Source organism: Halegenticoccus tardaugens (assembly GCF_004116405.1).
GTDB lineage: Archaea > Halobacteriota > Halobacteria > Halobacteriales > Haloferacaceae > Halegenticoccus > Halegenticoccus tardaugens.
In genome coordinates, this window is the sequence record NZ_SDIC01000001.1 from 15,787 (window position 1) to 34,073 (window position 18,287).

The window sequence follows — 18,287 nt, forward strand, 5'->3', positions numbered from 1 at the left end:
GTATGACCTCGTCGAGCGACGACCGCGGTCCGCCACGGTCGGATTTTTCGGAGGACTTGGCGGACCGGATTCGCGACGCCCCGGCCGACGAGCGGGTGTATCTGGTCGCTCTGGGTCTCCACGAACCGACGCGGGTCTCCGAGGTGGCGGCGCGCGCCGAGTGCTCGAAGAACGCGGCGCGCCGCCACTTGAAGCGACTGGCGGACATCGGTCTCCTGACCCGCGTGGTGGAGAATCCGGCGTCGTTCGAGCGCAACGAGTCGTACTTCGAGTGGCGGCGGCTCGACCGACTCTCGCGGCTGAGCGACGACGAGTACCGACGACGACTCGGTGAGCTGCTCTCCGAGAACGAGACGTACCGGGAGCGATACGGCGTCGATGAGCCGAACGACGTCGATCCCTTCGAGTACGCCGAGTACGGTGACCCGGAGCACGTCTGGCTGGACCTGAATAACTGGGCGGCCGTTCGCCGGGAGATCCGCGACCTCCGTCGTTCCCGTCGCGACGAGACGGCCGACGAAGGGGTCGCGTGAGCGTGGATCGCGACTGTCACCATCGGACGCCGAATCGAGCGCAACTCCGCGAAGTCGCGTCGCTTCTCGCCACCGAAGTGTGGATCGAGCGTGTCTCCGTTTTCCCGGCGAACCGACCCGAATCCATCGTCGTCTTTCTCGTCGACCGGCACTACCCGCAAAAGTTCGTCTCCGAGGCGTACATCGAAGTTCAGTCGTACACGAACGGTGACTTTCACGTCGTCTACGTCGAGGATCACCACGGGACGAAGTGGACGTGTCGGTGGGATCGCCACGAGAGCGACGACTACGCGCGGGATCACTTCCACGCCCCGCCGGGGGCGAGACACGAGGACGGCGAAGACCGCGACTATCCGGTCGAACTCGCGTCCGTGCTCTCGCGAACGGTCGCGCCGTGGGTGTACGAGCGAATGGGCGCGGTGTGGGACGAGTTCGACCTCTGAACCGCCGGGGCCGCAGCCGCGTCCGGACTCACACGACCTCGCGGTCGAACGGGGACCCTCGTCCGACTCACTCGACGTGCTCCACCGTCGTCTCGCGCCCGTCCGCGAACCCCTCCTCGATCGCCCTCGCGACCGCCTCGGGATCGGACGGCCCGCCGGCCGCGGCGACGCTCCCCACCGAATCGGGGTCGAACGGCACGTCGAGCGCCCCGTACACGGCGACGAGTACGTCCACCAGTTCTTCGCGCTCGTCGACGAGCACGCACCCGGAGACGAGCGCCGCGCCCTGCGTGACGCGCTGGGCGATCCCGACGATCTTTCCGCCGGTATCGGCGCGAAGCGAGTGCCGCCCGGGGCAGAACGACGCCGGCGGTTCGCCCCCCTCGACGTCTGCGCCGAGGCCGCGCAGCGCCCGCAGGACCGTCTCCGTCGCGTCCTCGTACCGCTCGTCGAGTCCGACGCGCAGGTCCTCGACCGGGACCGCGAGCGCGAACGCCAGCGTCGTCTCGCCCGTGTACGCCACCGCCCGGCCGCCGACGCTGCGCTCGACCGGCGGGAACCCCCGTTCCTCGGCCGCGCGCCGCGCCCGGTCGTACCCCGCCGCGTGCGCGTCCCGCCGGCCGAACGCGACCTGCCGGTGCGGCGTCCAGGCGCGGATCGCGGGCGTTCCCGTCTCGGCCGTTCGGCGCAGCATCTCGGCCGTCACGTCGCGGTCGGCCTCGCGCGAGGCGGCCCGTCCCCGGATCACTCGCATGGAGGATCGGAGCGTCCCGACGTACCTAAGCGCACCCGTCTCCTCCGCCCGACCATGGCGGTCACGCTGCCCGCGGACGTGCTCGAACGCTACCGGCGCTTTTCGCTGTACAACTCGCCGTACCCGGCGCACGACCGCGGCTGCGCGATCGACCTGTACCCCGAGACCAACGACGGCGTCTCCCCCGTCGCCGGCGAGGTGCTCGACGTCCGCACGGTCCGCTGTCCCGACCGTCCCTACGCCGTCGACCGCGACCACCTCATCCTGATCGACGCGAAGGGGTGGTGCGCGGCGTCGGACGGCGGCGGGCGCGTCGCCCGCATCCTCCACGTCGATCCCGGCGTCGAACCGGGCGAACGGGTGGAGGTCGGCGACTCGCTCGGCGAGATGGTCCGGTCCGGCTTCTTCGGCGAGTGGGTCGACAACCACATCCACCTCGGCTTTCGCGACCGCGGACGGAACGCCTATCGCGCGTCGGGGTCCCTTCCCGTCGACGCGGACGTGGCGGTCGAACCGCTCCGGTGGGACGGGACGGGGACGGTCGTCGAAACCGGCCCGACCCACGCAGTGCTCGATTCGCCGACCCACCCCGTGCCTGGCGAGCGGTTCGCCGCCATCGCGGCCGACGACGGGACGGTCCTCGACGGCGGGTTGGCCCACTACGGCGGCGGCGGTGCGCTCGCGTCGACGACGCCCCCTGACGCGTCGGGACGGTCGGCTGCGACGGGGACCGACCGCGAACTGTCGCTCCTCGGCACGCCGGTCGGCGACGCCGACGGTCGAGACGTGACGTGGCGGTCGATCGACGTGCTGGCGAACGGCGATCGCGTGACGGGGCTGTCGCTCTTCGCCGCCCGCGACGCGGACTACGGCGCGAAGCTCGTCCGCCCCGGCCACGACTTCGCCGTCGGCGACGAGGTCGAGGTGACGGTCCGCCCGAGCGACGATCCGGTGAAACTCGGCGGTCGGTGAACCCGGCACCCGACCGCCGACAGTTCATGTCCGTGCGCGTCGCAGTACCCCCATGGGAGAGACGTTCGTGGTCGTCGGCGGCGACGCGGCGGGGATGAGCGCCGCGAGCAAGGCGAAGCGCGACGCGCCGGAGGTGGACGCCGTCGTCTTCGAGAAGGGAGACTGGGTCTCGTACTCGGCCTGCGGCATGCCGTACTACATCGAGGGGAGCGTCGAGTCGCTCTCCGATCTCGTCGCGGTCGATCCACGGGAGTTCGTCGAGGAGCGCGACATCGACCTCCGACTGCGCCACGAGGTGACGGGGATCGACCCCGAGCGCGAGACCGTGACGGTCAGGAACGAGCGCGGATCGTTCGACCAGCCGTACGACTCGCTCCTGATCGCGACGGGCGCGCGGGCGACCGCGCCGCCCGTGGCGGGGACGGACCTCGGCTGCGTGTTCACGCTCCGCTCGCTGGACGAGGCGCGGGCGATCCGCGAGGCGGCCGAGCGGAGCGAGGCGAACGGCGACGCGCCCCGCGAGCCGGTCGGTCCCGACCGCAAACCGCCCGAGGAGGCCGATCCCGACGAGGACGTGTCGGCCTTCCTGCGCGCCCGCGACCCGGCGGTCGTCGGGATCGTCGGCGGCGGCTACGTCGGGCTGGAACTCGCCGACGCGCTCTACGAGCGGGGACTGGAGGTCCACCTCTTTCAGCGCTCCCCACACGTGCTCGGGCCGTACGCCGACGCCGTCGCCGAGGTCGTCGAAAACCACCTGCGCGACCGCGGCGTCCGCCTCCACCTCGGCACCCCGGTGACCGGGCTGGCCGGCGACGCGGACGTCTCGGCGGTCGAAACGCCCGACGGGTCGGTCCCCGTCGACATGGCGATCCTCGGGACGGGGGTCGCGCCGAACGTCGAACTCGCGGCCGAGGCCGGCGTCCGGCTGGGCGGGACCGGCGCCATCGCGACCGACCCGTACAACCGGACGAACCTCGACGACGTCTACGCCGCGGGCGACTGCGCGGAGGTGCAGCACCTGATCACCGACGCGCCGACGTACGTCCCGCTGGCGCTCACCGCGAACCGGCACGGACGCGCTGTCGGGCGGACCGTGGCCGGCCGGCCGACGAAGGGCGGGGGCGTCGTCGGCACGGCCGTCGCGAAGGTGATGGAACTGGAGGTCGCCCGCACGGGACTGACGGATCCCGACGAGGCCCGCGACGCGGGGTTCGAACCGGTCGAACGGACGATCACGACCGGATCGCGCGCGAGCTACGATCCCGGCCGCGCGCCGATCACCATCCACGTGGCGGCCGACGCGCCGACCGGACGGCTGCTCGGCGCGAGCATGGTCGGCGCCGATCGCGTGGCGAAGCGCATCGACACCGTCGCGACCGCGCTCCACGCTGGAATGACGCTCGACGAGGTCGAGCGGCTCGATCTGTCGTACGCGCCGCCGTTCAGCCCCGTCTGGGACCCGGTGCTCACGGCCGCGAAGGTGTTGAACGGAGCGCTCCCGGAGTGATTCGCGATCGTTCGGCGGCCGGCGTCGCCACTCGACCGTTGGCGGTGGCGGCGGGAAGGGAGCCGCCGATCGCCGGCTACATGTCGACGCCCGCCGAGGATCGGCTGTGACATCACCCGAGAACGGACTCCCGGAGGGGGCGGCAACCCTCGTCCGGAGGCACGTCGAGGAGGAGCACGGCTACCTCTCGTGGCTCGGCACGCGGGTCGACTCGATCGAGCGCGGCCGGGTCGCCATGACGATCCCGTACGACGAGAAGCTCACGAACGCGACGAGCCCGCCGACCGTCCACGGGGGCGTCGCCGCGACGCTCATCGACACCGCGGGCGGGATCGCGCTGCGGACGACGCTCGACGACCCCTTCGACGGCGGCGTCGCGACCGTCAACCTGAACGTGAACTACCTCCGGCGCGCCGCGGGCGACCTGTCGGCGACCGCGGAGGTGATCCGCTCGGGCGGCTCGATCGGGGTGAGCGAGGTGACCGTCGAGGGACCCACGCCGGACGGCGGGACGGACGCCGTGGCGACCGGGCAAGCCGCGTACCGTCTGTTCCGGTAACCGAAACGGTCCGATTTCGGACCAGTCGGTAACGTTATACGTGGGAACGCCACAGTGCGTGCCATGTTTCAGGGCGTGACGCCGTTCGGCGCGGCGCTCGTCGTCGCCGCGTCCGCGGGGACGGCGCTCCTCGCCGCGCTCGCCGCGCTCGCGTGGCACCGCCGACCGCGGGCGGGAGCCGCCCAGTTCGCCGTCATGATGGCGCTGAACGCGATCTGGCTGTTTTTCGTCGCGCTCGGGCTACTTGCGCCGACGCCCGAGGCCGCGGTCCGCCGCCTCCGTCTCGCGCAGTCGGTCGTCGTCTTCGTACCCGTCGCCTGGCTCGCTTTTTCGCTCGCCTACGCCGATCGCGGCGATCGGTTGTCCCCGCCGACCGTCGGCGCGCTGCTCGCCGTTCCCGCGTTGGTCGCGGCGCTGACGGCGACCGAGACGGGGCTCGTCGTCTCGCGGGCGATCCCGACGCTCGTCGACGGCGTCTGGACGGTCGAGTACGCGTACGGCCCGGTGGGACTCGCGAGCGTGGCGTACGCGTACGCGCTCATCGCCGCGGGGTTCGCCGTGCTGTTCCGCCTCGTCGTCGGCTCCGGCCGCTACCACCGTCGACAGGCGGGTCTCGTCGTCGGCGCGGCGGTCGCCCCCCTCGCCGCGAACGTCGCCTTCGTCGCGGGCGTCGGCCCCGTGCCGGCGTTCGACTTCACGCCGTTCGCCGTCGTCGTCGAGGGGATCGTCCTCTTCGTCGCCCTCTTCGACTTCCGACTGTTCGACATCGCGCCGGTCGCCCGCGCGACGCTCGTCGACACCATGTCCGACGGCGTCGTCGTCCTCGACGACGAGGGTCGCGTCGTCGACAGCAACCCGGCGGCCGCGACGCTCGCCGCCGGCGACTCGGGCGACGAGCCCCGCCGCGTCGACGCACACATCGGTGCCGACGTGGCCGACGCGCTGCCGCCCGTCGGTGCCTGGCTCGACCGCGCCGACGACCGCGACGCCGATCGCGGGACGGTGACGTTCCGGAGCGGCGACGGCGCCAGACACTTCGACGTCCGGATCACCCGCCTCTCGGCCACCCCGATCCGCCCGTCCGGCCGGCTCGTCGTCCTGCGGGAGGTGACGGAGCGCACGGAACGCGAGGAGACCCTCGAGGCGCTCCAGTCGGCGTCACGAGCGCTCATGGGCGCCGAATCCGAGCGGGCGGTCTGTGAGACCGCTACTGCTGCGGCCCGAGACGCGTTCCGCCTCGACTACGCCGCCGTCTACCTGCGCGACGACGTGGCTCCCGTCCTCGTTCCGGTCGCACACACCGACGGTCTGAAGCGGCTGTACGACCCGGTCCCGTCGTTTCGGGTCGACGAGGGCCTCGTCGGCGAGGCGTTCGAGGCGGGGGAGACGCGGGTGTACGCGGACGTGCGCGCCTCCGCCGCGCTCCGGGACGAGTGGACGCCGCTCTGCGGCGCGATCATGGCCCCGCTGGGCGACCGCGGCGTGCTCGCCGTCGGGACGACCGAATCGACCGAGTTCGACGACACGCTCGTCAACTTCGTCGAGCTTCTCGCCGCAACCACGGGCGCCGCGCTCTCCCGCGCCGAGCGCGAGTGCGAACTCGCGGAGCGGAACGAGCGCCTCGACGAGTTCGCGGGTCTCGTCTCCCACGACCTGCGAAACCCGCTCGCCATCGCCACGGGCTATCTCGACCTCCTGCGCGAGGAGTGCGGCGACTCGGAGAACCTCGACCGCGTGGAGGACGCGCTCTCGCGGATCGACGACATCACGGCCGACATGCTGGCGCTGGCGCGAAACGGGGAACGGGAGTTCGGACACGAGTCAGTCCGGCTGCTGACGGTGGTCGAACAGGCGTGGAACACGGTCGCGACGGGCGACGCGCGCCTCTCGTGCGCGCTGGACGACTTCACCGTCGACGGGGATCCGGGGCTGCTCCAGCAGTCGTTCGAGAACCTCTTTCGAAACGCCGTCGAGCACGCCGGACCGGCCGTCTCCGTCACCGTCGGGCCCCTCGCCGACGGAACGGGCTTTTTCGTCGAAGACGACGGGCCGGGCGTTCCGGCGGACGAGCGCGCGGCGGTGTTCGAACGCGGGTACTCGACCGGCGACGGGACGGGACTCGGCCTCGGAATCGTCCGGGACGTCGTCGACGCGCACGGCTGGCGGATCCACCTCGCGGCGGGCGACCGCGGCGGCGCGCGGTTCGAGGTGTTCGTCCCCGACGCGTGAGCGCCGCGGGTCGTCTACGCGGTTTCGGTTTCGAACGCCACCTCGGCGACGGTCGTCAACTCGCCGAACAGCCAGTCGGCGTGGTCGAGCGCGTACTTCCTGTGGCCCGCTTCGATCGCGCCGATCGCGTCCTCGACGAGCACGGGTCTGAAATCCCTGAGTCCGGCGCTGCCGGCCGTGTGGAGCACGCAGACGTTCGCGAGCGTCCCGCAGAGGAGGAGATCGTGGATTCCGTGCGCCCGAAGCCACCCCTCCAGATTCGTCCGGTAGAACGCGTCGTAGGTGTGTTTCACGACGACGTGGTCCTCCTCGCGCACCGCCAGTTCGTCGACGATCTCCGCCTCCCACGTCCCCTCGACGACGTGCTCGCCCCAGCGTTCGAACTCGTCGTAGTAGTGGGCGTCCTCGAACTGCTCCGGCGGGTGCACGTCGCGGGTGAAGACGACCCGCGCACCGGCCTCGCGGGCCCGTTCGAGCAGTGCCGCGATCGGTTCGATGGCTTCCTCGCTCCCGGGAGCGTAGAGGCTCCCCTCCGGGTGACAGAAGCCGTTCTGCATGTCGACGACGACGACCGCCGTCCGTTCCGGGTCGTGTGCCATACGTGATCGTACGCCGTGAGGGCTAAAACGGTTGCCCGGTGGGTCGTCGCGGTCGCCCGACGCGCGCCACCGAACCGAGCGCGAGGGAGTCAGGCGACGAGGACGACGCCGACGAGCACGAGCACCCCGCCGAGGGCAGAGCGCAGCCGCGGCGCGGGCACCCGGTGTGCGACGTGCCAGCCGAGGACGACGCCGACGAGCTGCGGCACGCCCACGACGACGGCGAGCCGCGGCGAGACGGCCCCGTGAGTCAGGTACGTCGCCGTCGCGAAGCCCGAGAGGAACACGGACTGCACCTGCGCGGCGGCGACCGCGAGGAGCATCGGCGTCCCGAGGAGCACGAGCGCCGGCACCGTCAGCACCGGTCCGCCGACGCCGAGCAGGCCGCCGGCCACCCCGATGACGAAGCCGACCGCGCCGACGACGGTTCGCCCCCGCGTCGTCCCCGCGTCGACCTCGACGACGGCGGCGAGCCCGCGCCGCTCGCGGATGACGAGCACGAGCCCGACGCCCGCGAGGAACGCGGCGAGCAGGCCGCCGAAGACCGCTCGCGGCAACCGCGTGTTCAGCGTCGCGCCAACGACCGCACCGAGCACGCCGGTGACGCTCAGGACCGTCGCGAGGGCGCGACCCCGATCCCCGCTCAGCTCGCCGGACCGGCGGTACGTGTAGCTCCCGAGGAGGCCGGTCGCGACGAACGTCGCGCTCGCGGTGCCGGCGACCGTCGCGGGCGACGCCGGGGTGAGCGCGAACAGCGCCGCGGTGACGAAGACGCCGCCCGGACCGACGGTCGTGATGCCCACGCCGGCGACGAGGGCGATGCAGACGAGGGCGACGAGGATCGACGGTTCCGGGGGCATGCTATCGGATCGCTACAGGCCGCCCGAGGTAAGCGACTCGAAGAAGCCCGGCGCGGACGTGACGGACAGGTACAGCGCGAGCGCCACGAGCGCGAAGTTCACCGCCGCGAGCGCGAGGCCGTTTCGGTGCTCGCCCATCGTCTTCCGGTCGTTCACCGCCCAGAAGAGAAGCAGCGCCGTGATCGGTAGCCCGACGATCCCGTTGTACGCCGGAAAGAGGATGATCATGTCGACGACGCTGAGACCGAACAGCTCGTGGACCAGCGGCGAGAGGCTGCCGAGGCCGACGCCGACCGCGTAGATGAGCTTGAACTCGCGGCTCGCGCTGTCGGCATCCCGGCCGCGGGCGTGCTGGAGCAGGTACGAGGGCGTCCACATGATCGGGATGATGCTGTTGAACGCCGCGGCGACCGCGCCGACGAGAAAGAGCGCCATCGCCCACTCGCCGAGAACCTCCGAGAGCGCCAGCCCGGGCGTGATGAACGTGTCGAGCGACGTGTACCCGGCGGGCCGGAGCACCGCCGCCGCGACGACGACGATCGCGACCGTCGTGACGCCGCCGACGAGGTAGCCGACCCCGAGATCGCGCCGCATCGTCGACACGTCAGCGACGTCCGTCCACCCCTTCTGCGCGACGAGGTTCGATTCGAGGAAGAAGTTCGGCCAGAGGGCGGTCGTCCCCATGATCGCCGCGGCGAGCGTCAGCGCGCCGGCGTCGGGGAGCCGCGGGACGAAGCCGGCCGCGAGGTCCGGGAGCGACGCGTCCGCGCCGCCGGCCACGACGAGGTAGCAGACGAGGAGCGCGAGCATCATCGCCGTCATCACCCGCTCGATCCCGTCGTAGTTCATCACGCCGACGACGATCGCGAGCGCTCCGGTCACGACGGCGAGCGGCTGCCAGCCGATCGCGCCGCCGAGCATTATCGAGACCCCCTTTCCGACGGCGGCCGTCAGTTCGAGGGTCCAGGCGACGCAGCCGACCGACAGAAGGAGCGCGATCCCCGTCGCGGCCGGGCCGCCGAGTTTCCGCCGCGTGAACTGCATGAGCGAATCGCCGTGGATGCCGAGGCGCGCGCTCATGTCCTGCGCCATGAACCCGAGGAGGACCGCGCCGACGACGGCCCAGAGCAGGGCGTAGCCGTACCTGACGCCGGCCGAACTCGCGATGTAGACCGACCCGGACCCGAAGTAGCTCGCGACCATCACGAACGCGAGCCCGTACTCCTGGAAGAACCCGCTCGCCGTGTCCCGCAGCTGTGACGCGTACGAGGTCGACATCTATCGGCGCGTCCCCGGACGACCTGCGTTCGACGGACGACTCGACGCGTGCCCGACGGCTCTCTCCGCGGGCGACCGATCAAAATAGGTCATCGTACGAACCGCTAGGTGCGTCTGCCTTTTCGGCGTCCTGCCTGTAAATACAAGCTCCGTTTACGGAGGCGAGCGACGGTGAATCGAAACGACAACTCGGACAACTTACTTCTTCCCCGAATTCTATGACCGAGTATGCGACAGTTCACCGCCCTCTGTCTCGCTCTGCTCGTCGTCTGCTCCGGCGTCGGCCCGCCGGTCGCCGCGGCGCCCCAGTCCGATCTCGCCCCGGCCGCCGAGACGAAGCAGGTGAACGACACGTCCGAGTCGAGCGCCACGGTCGTCGAAGCGTCCCCGGACGCGCCCGTCGGCGAGGTGAACGGCTACCGACACGACGACTCGATCGCCGTCGACCAGTCCGACGGGCTCAACGATACGGAGATGGAGGCGTACGTCTCCCGGTCTATGGCCCGCGTCGAGCACCTGCGCGACCGAAAGTTCACGGAGCCGGTCCCGGTCGAGGTCATCTCGCGCGAGGAGTTCCGCGAAGAGTCGGCGGAGCGGCGGTCGAACGAGACGTTCGGCGCGTGGAACAACCAGGTGTGGGAGTCGCTCTTTATCGTCGGCGAAGACGCGGACGCGCAGGCGGCGCTGCGTTCGACGTACGGCGAGTCGGTCGCCGGCTACTACTCCCCGAAGGACGACGAGATCAAGATCGTCTCCGATTCGCCCGCCAACCCGACGGTCGACAACGCGACGCTGGTCCACGAGCTGACCCACGCGATGCAGGACCAGTACTACGACCTCTCCGATCCGCGGTACGCCGGCGAGACGCAGGACGGCGAACTCGCTGCCGACGGCGTCGTCGAGGGCGAGGCGAGCTACGTCGAGGCCCGCTACTCAGAGCGGTGCAGCGACGACTGGGGGTGCGTCGCGACGCCCGGCGGGGTCGGCGGCGGCTCGCCGCCGAACCTCGGCGTCCTCCTCGCGATCTTCCAGCCGTACTCGGACGGGCCGGTGTACGTCGCCGACCTCGTGCGGGGCGGCGGCTGGGGCGCGGTCGACGCGAAGTTCGAATCGCCGCCCGCCTCGACCGAACAGACCATCCACGGGACCGACGAGGAACCCGTGCCGATCGAGTTCGACGACCGCGCCGAGGACGGCTGGCGGACCTTCCCGGAACAGGGCCAAAACGGCTCCGACACCGTCGGCGAGGCGTCCATCTACGCCATGTTCTGGTACCAGGCGCGCGAGTACGGTGCCGACACCGTCGATCCGCGGGGGCTGGTGCAGGACCTCGACCGGTACGACACCTACGACTACGACGCGACGCCGTCGAACGGGTGGGCGAACGACCGCGTCTTCCCCTACCGAAACGGGACGGGCGACGACGCCGACTACGGCTACGTGTGGGTGACGGAGTGGGACACGGAGCGCGACGCGAAGCAGTTCCACGACGCTTACCTCTCGATCCTCGACGCGCACGACGCGACGGCGGCCGACGACGGCGTCCGCGTCGTCGAGGACGGCCCCTTCGCCGACGCCTTCCGCGTCACCCGCGACGGGACGCGCGTCACGATCGTCAACGGCCCGACGCCCGACGCCGTCGACGACATCAGGCCGGCGTCGGCGGACGGCGACCGCGGAGCCGCCGACGGACCGGAGGACTCCGACGGGGAAAGCGACGTCTCGGTGCCCGGCCTCAGGCCCGTCGTCGCGCTCCTCGCGCTCGTCGGCGCGGCGGCGACGATCCTCCTGCGACGGCGCTGAGGCGGCCCCCCGCCGTCGCCAATCGCTCCGACGATCCGGCCGCGGTCGACGGTCGACGCGCGGACGCAACTGCGGGGCTTTTTGCGTGCGCCGGCCAAACCCCGACCAATGACCGAATTCGACATCGTCGGGACGGAGGCCATCCTGGAGGGTCGCGCCACCGACGCGTACTTCGAACGGACGGAGACGACGCTCCGGCACGCGGGGAAGAACCCGCGCGTCGTCGCGGAGGTGACGGCCGACCAGTTCCCCACCGGGGAGTTCGAACTCCTCGCGGGTCTCGAAGACGCCGCGCGCCTGCTCGCCGGCCGCGACGTCGACGTCGACGCGATCCCCGAGGGACGACTGTTCGACGGCGGACCCGTCATGCGAATCGAGGGTCCGTACCTGGCGTTCGCCCGGTTCGAAACCTCGCTCCTCGGTTTTCTGTCGCACGCCTCTGGTATCGCCACGGCCGCGCTGGAGACGCGGCTCGCCGCGCCCGACTCGACCGTCCTCTCGTTCGGCGCGCGGCACGTCCACCCCTCGATCGCCGCGGTCGTCGAACGCAGCGCGCTCCTGGCGGGACTCGACGGCTTCTCGCACGTCGCCGCGGGCGACCTCCTCGGGCGGGAGGCGAGCGGGACGATGCCGCACGCGCTCGTCATCTGCTTCGGCCGGGATCACCAGGAGGACGCCTGGCGCGCCTTCGACGAGGCGGTACCGGCGGGCGTCCCCCGGATCGCGCTCTGCGACACGTACTCCGACGAGAAGGAGGAGGTCGTCCGGGCCGTCGAGGCGCTCGGCGACCGGCTCGACGGCGTCCGGCTGGACACGACGGGGTCGCGACGGGGCGACTTCCGGCACATCGTCCGCGAGGTTCGCTGGGAACTCGACGCCCGCGGCTACGACGACGTGGACATCTTCGCCAGTGGCGGGCTCGGACCTGACGACCTCCGGGAGCTTCGGGACGTCGTCGACGGCTTCGGCGTCGGGGGCTCCATCTCGAACGCGGATCCCGTCGACTTCGCGCTCGACATCGTCGAGGTCGAGGGCGAGCCGACGGCGAAGCGGGGCAAGCTCTCCGGGGTGAAGGAGGCGTACCGCACCGCGGACGGCGAGCACGCCGTCCGGCTTCGCGGCGACGACGCGCCCCCGAACGCGGAACCGCTCCTCGAACCGCTGGTCCGCGACGGCGAGGTCGTCGCCGAGTTCGACCTCGACGAGGCGGCGGCGCGCGCGACCGCGGACGCGGAGCTGACCGGCTTCGGACGGAAGCCGCCGGCCGAGGGGCGGTGACGGCGGGCGGCAGGAGGAGGCGACGCGGGGCGGAGACCGTATTCTGCTCGCGCGGGACGAGTCGAGGGGCGACGACCGCTCAGAGCGACAGTTCTTCGACGCTGCCGCCGTCGGGCCGCTCGCGGAACACCTGTCCCTCGAACAGCGTCACCACCGTCTCGTCGTCCTGCCACGCGAACGGCGAGAGGCGCGCCTTTCGGCAGACGCGGGTGAGATACTCCTCCCTGCTCCAGCCGTTTTCGACCGGGATCGTCGGGTAGAGCCAGCCGTGCCGGCCGCCGTTGTCGATCGCGACCCCGTGGGTGCCGAGTTCGAGATCGGCGAGCGGGTCGTTGGTGAGGACGTAGTTGCAGACGACGCAGACGGAGACGTTCAGGTTCGACAGTTCGGGCGGTTCGACCTCGGAGCCGCAGGAATCGCCCGACGCGGCCTTGATCGCCGCGTCGACGATCGCGTGGCCGAGCTGTTCCTTTCCGCGGTACGCGCCGGCGCAGCCGCGCAGTCGGCCGCGTCCCCGAGTCGACTGGAGTCGAACGAACGCGCCGATCCGGTTGTAGAACGCATCGCGCATGCTACCGGGCTGTTCGCGTTGTCCGTGCAGAACATACGATTCGACCGATTCTCGCGCCAGTTCGACCGCCCGAGCCCCGTCCTCGTAGGAGAGGCGTACGGTCTGCGCCTCGGACATACCTCGTTTCTGGTACCCGAGCGACTTGAACGCTTCCCTTTACACAATATGAATAGTGAAGGAATGTCCGAAACGAGTGATCGAACGGCTTATTCCCGTCGCGCGACTACCGAAAACCGGCAGAGAGAGCCCGACCCCCGTGCTCGAAGGCGCGCCGCTTCGCGGCCGCGCGGACGGGCATGAGGAAAGTCCCCCCACCGTCCGGACGGGTGACCGGGCGCAAGCCCGGAGTCGGAGACGGCTGGCTCTGGAACAGAAACGAGACCGCTCGGCCCGACCGATGAGGTGCGCGAACCCGACCGCGAGGGAGGGGAGCTAACCCACCGAGGGCGCGCGACGGGGCGCCGTCGCGTCTGCGCGAACGGCTCACGCCGTTCGTGGACGGCCGAGAACGGATGGAACGGCGAACCCTCACCGGTGCAAGTCCGCGCCACCGGGCGCGGTCGGCGCGACTCGCGCGTCGGCCGCCGCCCGAAGGTAGTCCGGACACGCGGACGCGGACGCTCAGCCGAATGTCGGGACGAACAGAAGGGGGCTTACTCCTCTCAGCCGCTTACTTCGCCGACGAGCGTCGGCTCAGAATACTACTTCGCCGACGCTCGTCGGCTCATATTGCTACCTCACCGACGACCGTCGGGTTGGCTTCCTACCTCACCGACGACCGTCGGGTCGGCAACCTCCTTCGCCGCCGGCTGATCGGACTCCCTCCGCGGCGGTTCGAGCGACGGTGCAACTCGGCCTGGGTTTTAATATCTTTATCGGATATTCTTATTAAGGATCGGGTAGTAAATGCCCCTCTAGTGGCAGGGAAGTTAATATCCGTGGAGCTACTACGGAGACGTGATGACCGACACGCAGCGGGACGCTCGCGGGGACGCTCCCGGTTGTGACTGTTGTTCCCCCGAGCACGACGGCGCGGCCGTCGACCGCGACCGTTCCGCCGACGGTCCCGGCGCCGACAGCGCTTCCGTCCTCCGACTTTCGATCCCGGAGATGGACTGCCCGTCGTGCGCGGAGAAGGTGACGAGGAGCGTCGCCTCGCTCGGCGACGGCGTCCGGGGGATCGACGCCAGACCGACGAGCGGCACGCTCGTCGTCCGGTACGACTCCGGCGAGACGGCCCCCGAGGCCGTCCGCGATCGCGTCGAGGCGGCGGGGTACGAGGTGCGGGACGGGAAGACCGAGACGTTCGACGTCCCGGAGATGGACTGCCCCTCGTGCGCCGGCACGGTCGAGCGCGCGCTCTCGTCGCTCGACGGCGCGATCGAGGTCGAAACCCGCCCCGTCGCGGGACGAGTCGTCGTCACGTACGACCCCGGACGGACGAGCCGCGGAGCCGTCGTCGCGGCGATCGAGGGCGCGGGATACGCCGTCGAGTCGGCGGACGGTCCGGCGTCGCCGCACTCGATCTGGCGGAGCAGACGGGCGCTCAAGACGTGGAGCGGCGCGGCCTTCCTCCTCGCCGGGATCCTCTTCGAGTACCTCCTCGTGGCGCAGAACGCCCCCCTCGCGACCCTCGCCGGGCGGGACGTCACGGTCGACTGGCTGCTCTACGTCGCGGCCGCCGCCGTCGCCGGGCAGGGGATCGTCCGCAACGGCTACTACTCCGCGCGCAACCGCAGCCTCGACATCGACTTCCTGATGGCCGCCGGCGTCCTCGGCGCGCTCGCCGTGAACCTGCCGTTCGAGGCGGCGACGCTCGCGGTGCTCTTCAGCGTCGCCGAACTGCTCGAACGCTTCTCGATGGACCGCGCGCGGAACTCCCTCCGAGAACTGATGGAACTGTCGCCCGACACGGCGACCGTCCGCCGCGACGGCGCGGAGGAGACGGTCCCCGTCGAAGACGTCTCGGTCGGGGAGACGGTCGTCGTCCGTCCCGGCGAGAAGATCCCGCTCGACGGCGTCGTCCGCGACGGAGCGAGCGCGGTCGACGAGTCGCCGATCACCGGCGAGAGCGTCCCGGTCGACAAGAGCGAGGGCGACGAGGTGTACGCCGGGGGCATCAACGAGGGCGGCTACCTCGAAGTCGAGGCGACGGCCGCGGCCGCCGACTCGACGCTCTCGCGCGTCATCGAACTGGTCGAGGACGCGCAGGCGAACCGAACCGAGAGCGAGCGGTTCGTCGACCGGTTCGCCCGCTACTACACGCCCGTCATCGTCGCCGGGGCCGCGCTCACGTTCCTCCTCTCGCCGTTCGTCCTCGGCGTGACGTGGACCGAGGCGTTCGTCCGCGGGCTGACGCTGCTCGTCATCGCCTGTCCCTGCGCGTTCGTGATCTCGACGCCCGTCAGCGTCGTCTCCGGCGTCACGAGCGCGGCGCGCAATGGCGTCCTGATCAAGGGCGGCACCCACCTCGAAGCGATGGGCGAGGTCGACGCCGTCGCGCTCGACAAGACGGGGACGCTCACGCGGGGCGAACTCACCGTCACGGACGTCATCGCGCTCAACGGGACGACCCGCGCGGATCTCCTCCGCTGCGCCCGCGCCGTCGAGCGACGCAGCGAACACCCGATCGGCGCGGCGATCGTCGACTACGCGACGCGCGAGCTTCGAGGCGCCGAGGGACCGTTGGACGAGCGCGATGACGGCTCGAACCGATCCGGCGGACGCGGCGACCCGGACCGCGAGGTCGACGACTTCGAGTCCATCGCGGGCAAGGGCGTCCGGGCGACCCTCGACGGAACGACCCACTACGCCGGCAAACCGGGGCTCTTCGCGGACCTCGGCTTCGACCTCGAACACGCGCACGTCGAGACGGACGGCGGGGCGGCGGTCGTTGGGGAACACCTCTCTCGCGCCACAGACTGCGAGCACGGCTCCTATCTCGACCTCGTGAACGAGACGGTGCCGCGCCTGCAGGCCGAGGGCAAGACCGTCGTGCTCGTCGGAACCGAGGACGAACCGGAGGGCGCGATCGCCATCGCCGACACCGTCCGCCCGGAGGCAGAGTGGGCCGTCTCGCGCCTGCGCGATCTCGGCGTCGAACGGATCGTGATGCTCACGGGCGACAACGAGCGGACGGCGCGCGTCATCGGCGAGCGCGTCGGCGTCGACGCGGTGAACGCCGACCTACTGCCCGAAGAGAAGGTCGCAGCGGTCGAGCGTCTCCGCGAGGAGTGCGGGACGGTGGCGATGGTGGGCGACGGGGTGAACGACGCGCCGGCGCTGGCGACCGCCTCGGTGGGCATCGCGATGGGCGCGGCGGGAACCGACACCGCGCTCGAAACCGCCGACGTCGCGCTCATGGGCGACGACCTCTCGAAGCTCCCCTACCTGTACGCGCTCTCGCGCAAAGCCAACGGCGTCATCCGCCAGAACGTCTGGTCGTCGCTCGGCGTGAAGGCGGTGCTCGCGATCGGCGCGCCGCTCGGGTTCGTGTCGGTCATCCACGCCGTCGTGATCGGCGACATGGGGATGAGCCTCGGCGTCACCGGCAACGCCATGCGGCTCGCGGGCGTCTCGCCCGACGGCGACGCGCCGACCGCGGCGGACGAGCGCCGTCCGGAACGATCCGATTAGTCGGCGCTTCGTCACTCGCGTTCGCCTCCGTTCCGGCTCGATTCCGTCGCGTCGCCGCCGCGGACCGTCCGCCGGCCAGAACGCTCATGCGGCGGCGGACCCCATCTACTCCGATGAACGCTCGGACCGCGCTGGTCCCCGTTTTCCTCGCGCTGCTGGTCGTTCTTACCGGATGCGTCGCTCCGATCCCCGTCGACGACGCTCCCTTCCCGGGATCGGATTCCGCGGAACCGACGCCACCGTCCCCGTCGGACGGAGAGAGCGTGAGCGGCGAGACGCCGTCCGGCGACGCGACGCCGACCCCGGTCGAGCCGCGACCGAGTCCGTGGGGCGAGGATCCGATCGTCGTCGGGATCGAGACCCCCGCCGGCTCCGACCGCGACTTCGTCCCGGTCGTCCGCGAGGCGACCGACTACTGGGAGCAGCGCGCCGAGCGATACGCCGGCTACCCCGTCACGTACCGGATCGACCCGGACGCGGAAAACCCGGACGTCGCCGTCCGGTTCGTCGAGAACGTCGACCAGTGCGGCAACACGACCGAGGCCGCGGGCTGCGCGCCGCTCATCACCGACGAGCGGCAGATCCCTCCATCGGAGCCGGTCCCCGTCTACGTCAAGACCGGCCTCTCCGACGCGTCGACGGTGCACGTCGTGAAACACGAACTCGGCCACACCATCGGGCTCAGCCACGACGACGAGCCGCGGGAGGTCATGCAGTCGCACTCCGTGCTGTACACGGAGTCGCAGGTCGACGCGGTCGATCGGGCGTTCCCGTGGCTCGACGCCGACTTCCCCGTGTACGTCGACGACGCGGGCGCGCGGGACCCCGAGGGCGCGCGCGAGCAGGTCGGCCACGCGCTCGGGTACTACGAGCGCGGCGCGGACGGGAGCGTCCCCGAGAACCTCACGTTCCGGACCGTCGGCTCCGCCGCCGAAGCCGACGTCGTCGTCCGGTTCAGCGACACCTCGCCGTGCGGTCCGGGCGTCGCCTCCTGCTTCGCGACGACCGGCCCCGATCCGGACGGCGACGGCGCGATCGAGTACTACACGCAGCTTCGGATCGTGATCGTCGACACCGAAACCGACGCGATCGGCTGGCACGTCGGCAACTGGATCGCCTACAGCCTCGGCGCGGAGGAGGAAGCGGAACGCCCCGAACCCTTCCGCGACGCCGACTACGAGGAGCGGCGGAGCCAGTGGTGGCGGTGAGCCCCACCCGGCATCCTCCGGCGGTTTCCGTCGGTCGCGCGGCGCGCGTAGCGCTCA

At 71.1% G+C, this 18,287-nt stretch carries 15 protein-coding genes and 1 other RNA gene; 11 read left to right on the plus strand and 5 right to left on the minus strand.

Translation table 11 applies throughout. The features are described from left to right. The first annotated feature begins 2 nt into the window (after positions 1 to 2). Entirely contained in the window at positions 3 to 533 is a 531-nt protein-coding gene (locus C3L37_RS00130) for a DUF7342 family protein (protein ID WP_129112604.1), read from the plus strand. Further along, positions 530 to 976 (plus strand): hypothetical protein, encoded by a 447-nt coding sequence (locus C3L37_RS00135; protein ID WP_129112605.1) that lies wholly within the window; start codon positions 530 to 532, stop codon positions 974 to 976. Before C3L37_RS00130 ends, C3L37_RS00135 begins: the two co-directional genes overlap by 4 nt. Before the next feature lie 67 nt (positions 977 to 1,043). Here C3L37_RS00135 and C3L37_RS00140 read toward each other — a convergent pair whose 3' ends face one another. Further along, complete coding sequence (locus C3L37_RS00140; protein ID WP_129112606.1) at positions 1,044 to 1,730, minus strand: lipoate--protein ligase family protein; 687 nt, start codon at positions 1,728 to 1,730, stop codon at positions 1,044 to 1,046. Positions 1,731 to 1,784: 54 nt separating this feature from the next. On the opposite strand from C3L37_RS00140, the gene C3L37_RS00145 reads away from it, so the two are divergent. The 4 genes from C3L37_RS00145 (at position 1,785) to C3L37_RS00160 (ending at position 6,997) form a co-directional block, all read left to right on the plus strand. Beyond that, positions 1,785 to 2,702 (plus strand): hypothetical protein, encoded by a 918-nt coding sequence (locus C3L37_RS00145; RefSeq protein WP_129112607.1) that lies wholly within the window; start codon positions 1,785 to 1,787, stop codon positions 2,700 to 2,702. Between the two features lie 52 nt (positions 2,703 to 2,754). Beyond that, positions 2,755 to 4,209 (plus strand): FAD-dependent oxidoreductase, encoded by a 1,455-nt coding sequence (locus tag C3L37_RS00150; RefSeq protein WP_129112608.1) that lies wholly within the window; start codon positions 2,755 to 2,757, stop codon positions 4,207 to 4,209. Between the two features lie 106 nt (positions 4,210 to 4,315). Then, on the plus strand, positions 4,316 to 4,768 hold the full coding sequence (locus tag C3L37_RS00155; protein WP_129112609.1) for a PaaI family thioesterase: 453 nt from the start codon (positions 4,316 to 4,318) through the stop codon (positions 4,766 to 4,768). 63 nt (positions 4,769 to 4,831) lie between these two features. Further along, entirely contained in the window at positions 4,832 to 6,997 is a 2,166-nt protein-coding gene (locus C3L37_RS00160) for a histidine kinase N-terminal 7TM domain-containing protein (protein WP_129112610.1), read from the plus strand. Positions 6,998 to 7,011: 14 nt separating this feature from the next. Here the strand turns inward: C3L37_RS00160 and C3L37_RS00165 are convergent, their stop codons facing one another. From C3L37_RS00165 to C3L37_RS00175, 3 genes are all read right to left on the minus strand, one after another. Continuing rightward, positions 7,012 to 7,596 carry a cysteine hydrolase family protein gene (locus C3L37_RS00165; RefSeq protein ID WP_129112611.1) on the minus strand — a complete coding sequence of 195 codons (585 nt, stop codon included), beginning with the start codon at positions 7,594 to 7,596 and terminating at the stop codon, positions 7,012 to 7,014. 89 nt (positions 7,597 to 7,685) lie between these two features. Further along, positions 7,686 to 8,456 (minus strand): sulfite exporter TauE/SafE family protein, encoded by a 771-nt coding sequence (locus C3L37_RS00170; RefSeq protein WP_129112612.1) that lies wholly within the window; start codon positions 8,454 to 8,456, stop codon positions 7,686 to 7,688. Positions 8,457 to 8,468: 12 nt separating this feature from the next. Continuing rightward, a complete protein-coding gene (locus tag C3L37_RS00175) occupies positions 8,469 to 9,734 on the minus strand; it encodes an Nramp family divalent metal transporter (protein WP_129112613.1) in 1,266 nt (421 codons plus the stop codon). 228 nt (positions 9,735 to 9,962) lie between these two features. Between C3L37_RS00175 and C3L37_RS00180 the strand changes: the two genes are divergently transcribed. Together C3L37_RS00180 and C3L37_RS00185 are read left to right on the plus strand one after the other, a co-directional pair. Beyond that, complete coding sequence (locus C3L37_RS00180) at positions 9,963 to 11,537, plus strand: Hvo_1808 family surface protein (protein ID WP_129112614.1); 1,575 nt, start codon at positions 9,963 to 9,965, stop codon at positions 11,535 to 11,537. Positions 11,538 to 11,645: 108 nt separating this feature from the next. Then, a complete protein-coding gene (locus tag C3L37_RS00185; RefSeq protein WP_129112615.1) occupies positions 11,646 to 12,815 on the plus strand; it encodes a nicotinate phosphoribosyltransferase in 1,170 nt (389 codons plus the stop codon). 79 nt (positions 12,816 to 12,894) lie between these two features. Here the strand turns inward: C3L37_RS00185 and C3L37_RS00190 are convergent, their stop codons facing one another. Then, positions 12,895 to 13,503 (minus strand): TIGR00296 family protein, encoded by a 609-nt coding sequence (locus C3L37_RS00190; RefSeq protein WP_129112616.1) that lies wholly within the window; start codon positions 13,501 to 13,503, stop codon positions 12,895 to 12,897. Between the two features lie 118 nt (positions 13,504 to 13,621). Between C3L37_RS00190 and rnpB the strand changes: the two genes are divergently transcribed. The 3 genes from rnpB (at position 13,622) to C3L37_RS00205 (ending at position 18,230) form a co-directional block, all read left to right on the plus strand. Then, positions 13,622 to 14,054: RNase P RNA component (rnpB, locus tag C3L37_RS00195), an RNA gene on the plus strand. Positions 14,055 to 14,346: 292 nt separating this feature from the next. After that, on the plus strand, positions 14,347 to 17,022 hold the full coding sequence (locus C3L37_RS00200) for a heavy metal translocating P-type ATPase (RefSeq protein ID WP_129112617.1): 2,676 nt from the start codon (positions 14,347 to 14,349) through the stop codon (positions 17,020 to 17,022). A gap of 113 nt (positions 17,023 to 17,135) precedes the next feature. Further along, on the plus strand, positions 17,136 to 18,230 hold the full coding sequence (locus C3L37_RS00205; RefSeq protein WP_129112618.1) for a matrixin: 1,095 nt from the start codon (positions 17,136 to 17,138) through the stop codon (positions 18,228 to 18,230). Positions 18,231 to 18,287: the final 57 nt, after the last annotated feature.

Excerpts from the sequence above, each read along its gene's own strand:
- C3L37_RS00185 (WP_129112615.1), top strand. The coding sequence starts at position 11,646 with ATGACCGAATTCGACATCGTCGGGACGGAGGCCATCCTGGAGGGTCGC.
- C3L37_RS00170 (WP_129112612.1), bottom strand. The coding sequence starts at position 8,456 with ATGCCCCCGGAACCGTCGATCCTCGTCGCCCTCGTCTGCATCGCCCTC.
- C3L37_RS00175 (WP_129112613.1), bottom strand. The coding sequence starts at position 9,734 with ATGTCGACCTCGTACGCGTCACAGCTGCGGGACACGGCGAGCGGGTTC.
- C3L37_RS00190 (WP_129112616.1), bottom strand. The coding sequence starts at position 13,503 with ATGTCCGAGGCGCAGACCGTACGCCTCTCCTACGAGGACGGGGCTCGG.
- C3L37_RS00150 (WP_129112608.1), top strand. The coding sequence starts at position 2,755 with ATGGGAGAGACGTTCGTGGTCGTCGGCGGCGACGCGGCGGGGATGAGC.
- C3L37_RS00140 (WP_129112606.1), bottom strand. The coding sequence starts at position 1,730 with ATGCGAGTGATCCGGGGACGGGCCGCCTCGCGCGAGGCCGACCGCGAC.
- C3L37_RS00205 (WP_129112618.1), top strand. The coding sequence starts at position 17,136 with ATGAACGCTCGGACCGCGCTGGTCCCCGTTTTCCTCGCGCTGCTGGTC.
- C3L37_RS00165 (WP_129112611.1), bottom strand. The coding sequence starts at position 7,596 with ATGGCACACGACCCGGAACGGACGGCGGTCGTCGTCGTCGACATGCAG.
- C3L37_RS00200 (WP_129112617.1), top strand. The coding sequence starts at position 14,347 with ATGACCGACACGCAGCGGGACGCTCGCGGGGACGCTCCCGGTTGTGAC.
- C3L37_RS00160 (WP_129112610.1), top strand. The coding sequence starts at position 4,832 with ATGTTTCAGGGCGTGACGCCGTTCGGCGCGGCGCTCGTCGTCGCCGCG.
- C3L37_RS00180 (WP_129112614.1), top strand. The coding sequence starts at position 9,963 with ATGCGACAGTTCACCGCCCTCTGTCTCGCTCTGCTCGTCGTCTGCTCC.
- C3L37_RS00130 (WP_129112604.1), top strand. The coding sequence starts at position 3 with ATGACCTCGTCGAGCGACGACCGCGGTCCGCCACGGTCGGATTTTTCG.
- C3L37_RS00145 (WP_129112607.1), top strand. The coding sequence starts at position 1,785 with ATGGCGGTCACGCTGCCCGCGGACGTGCTCGAACGCTACCGGCGCTTT.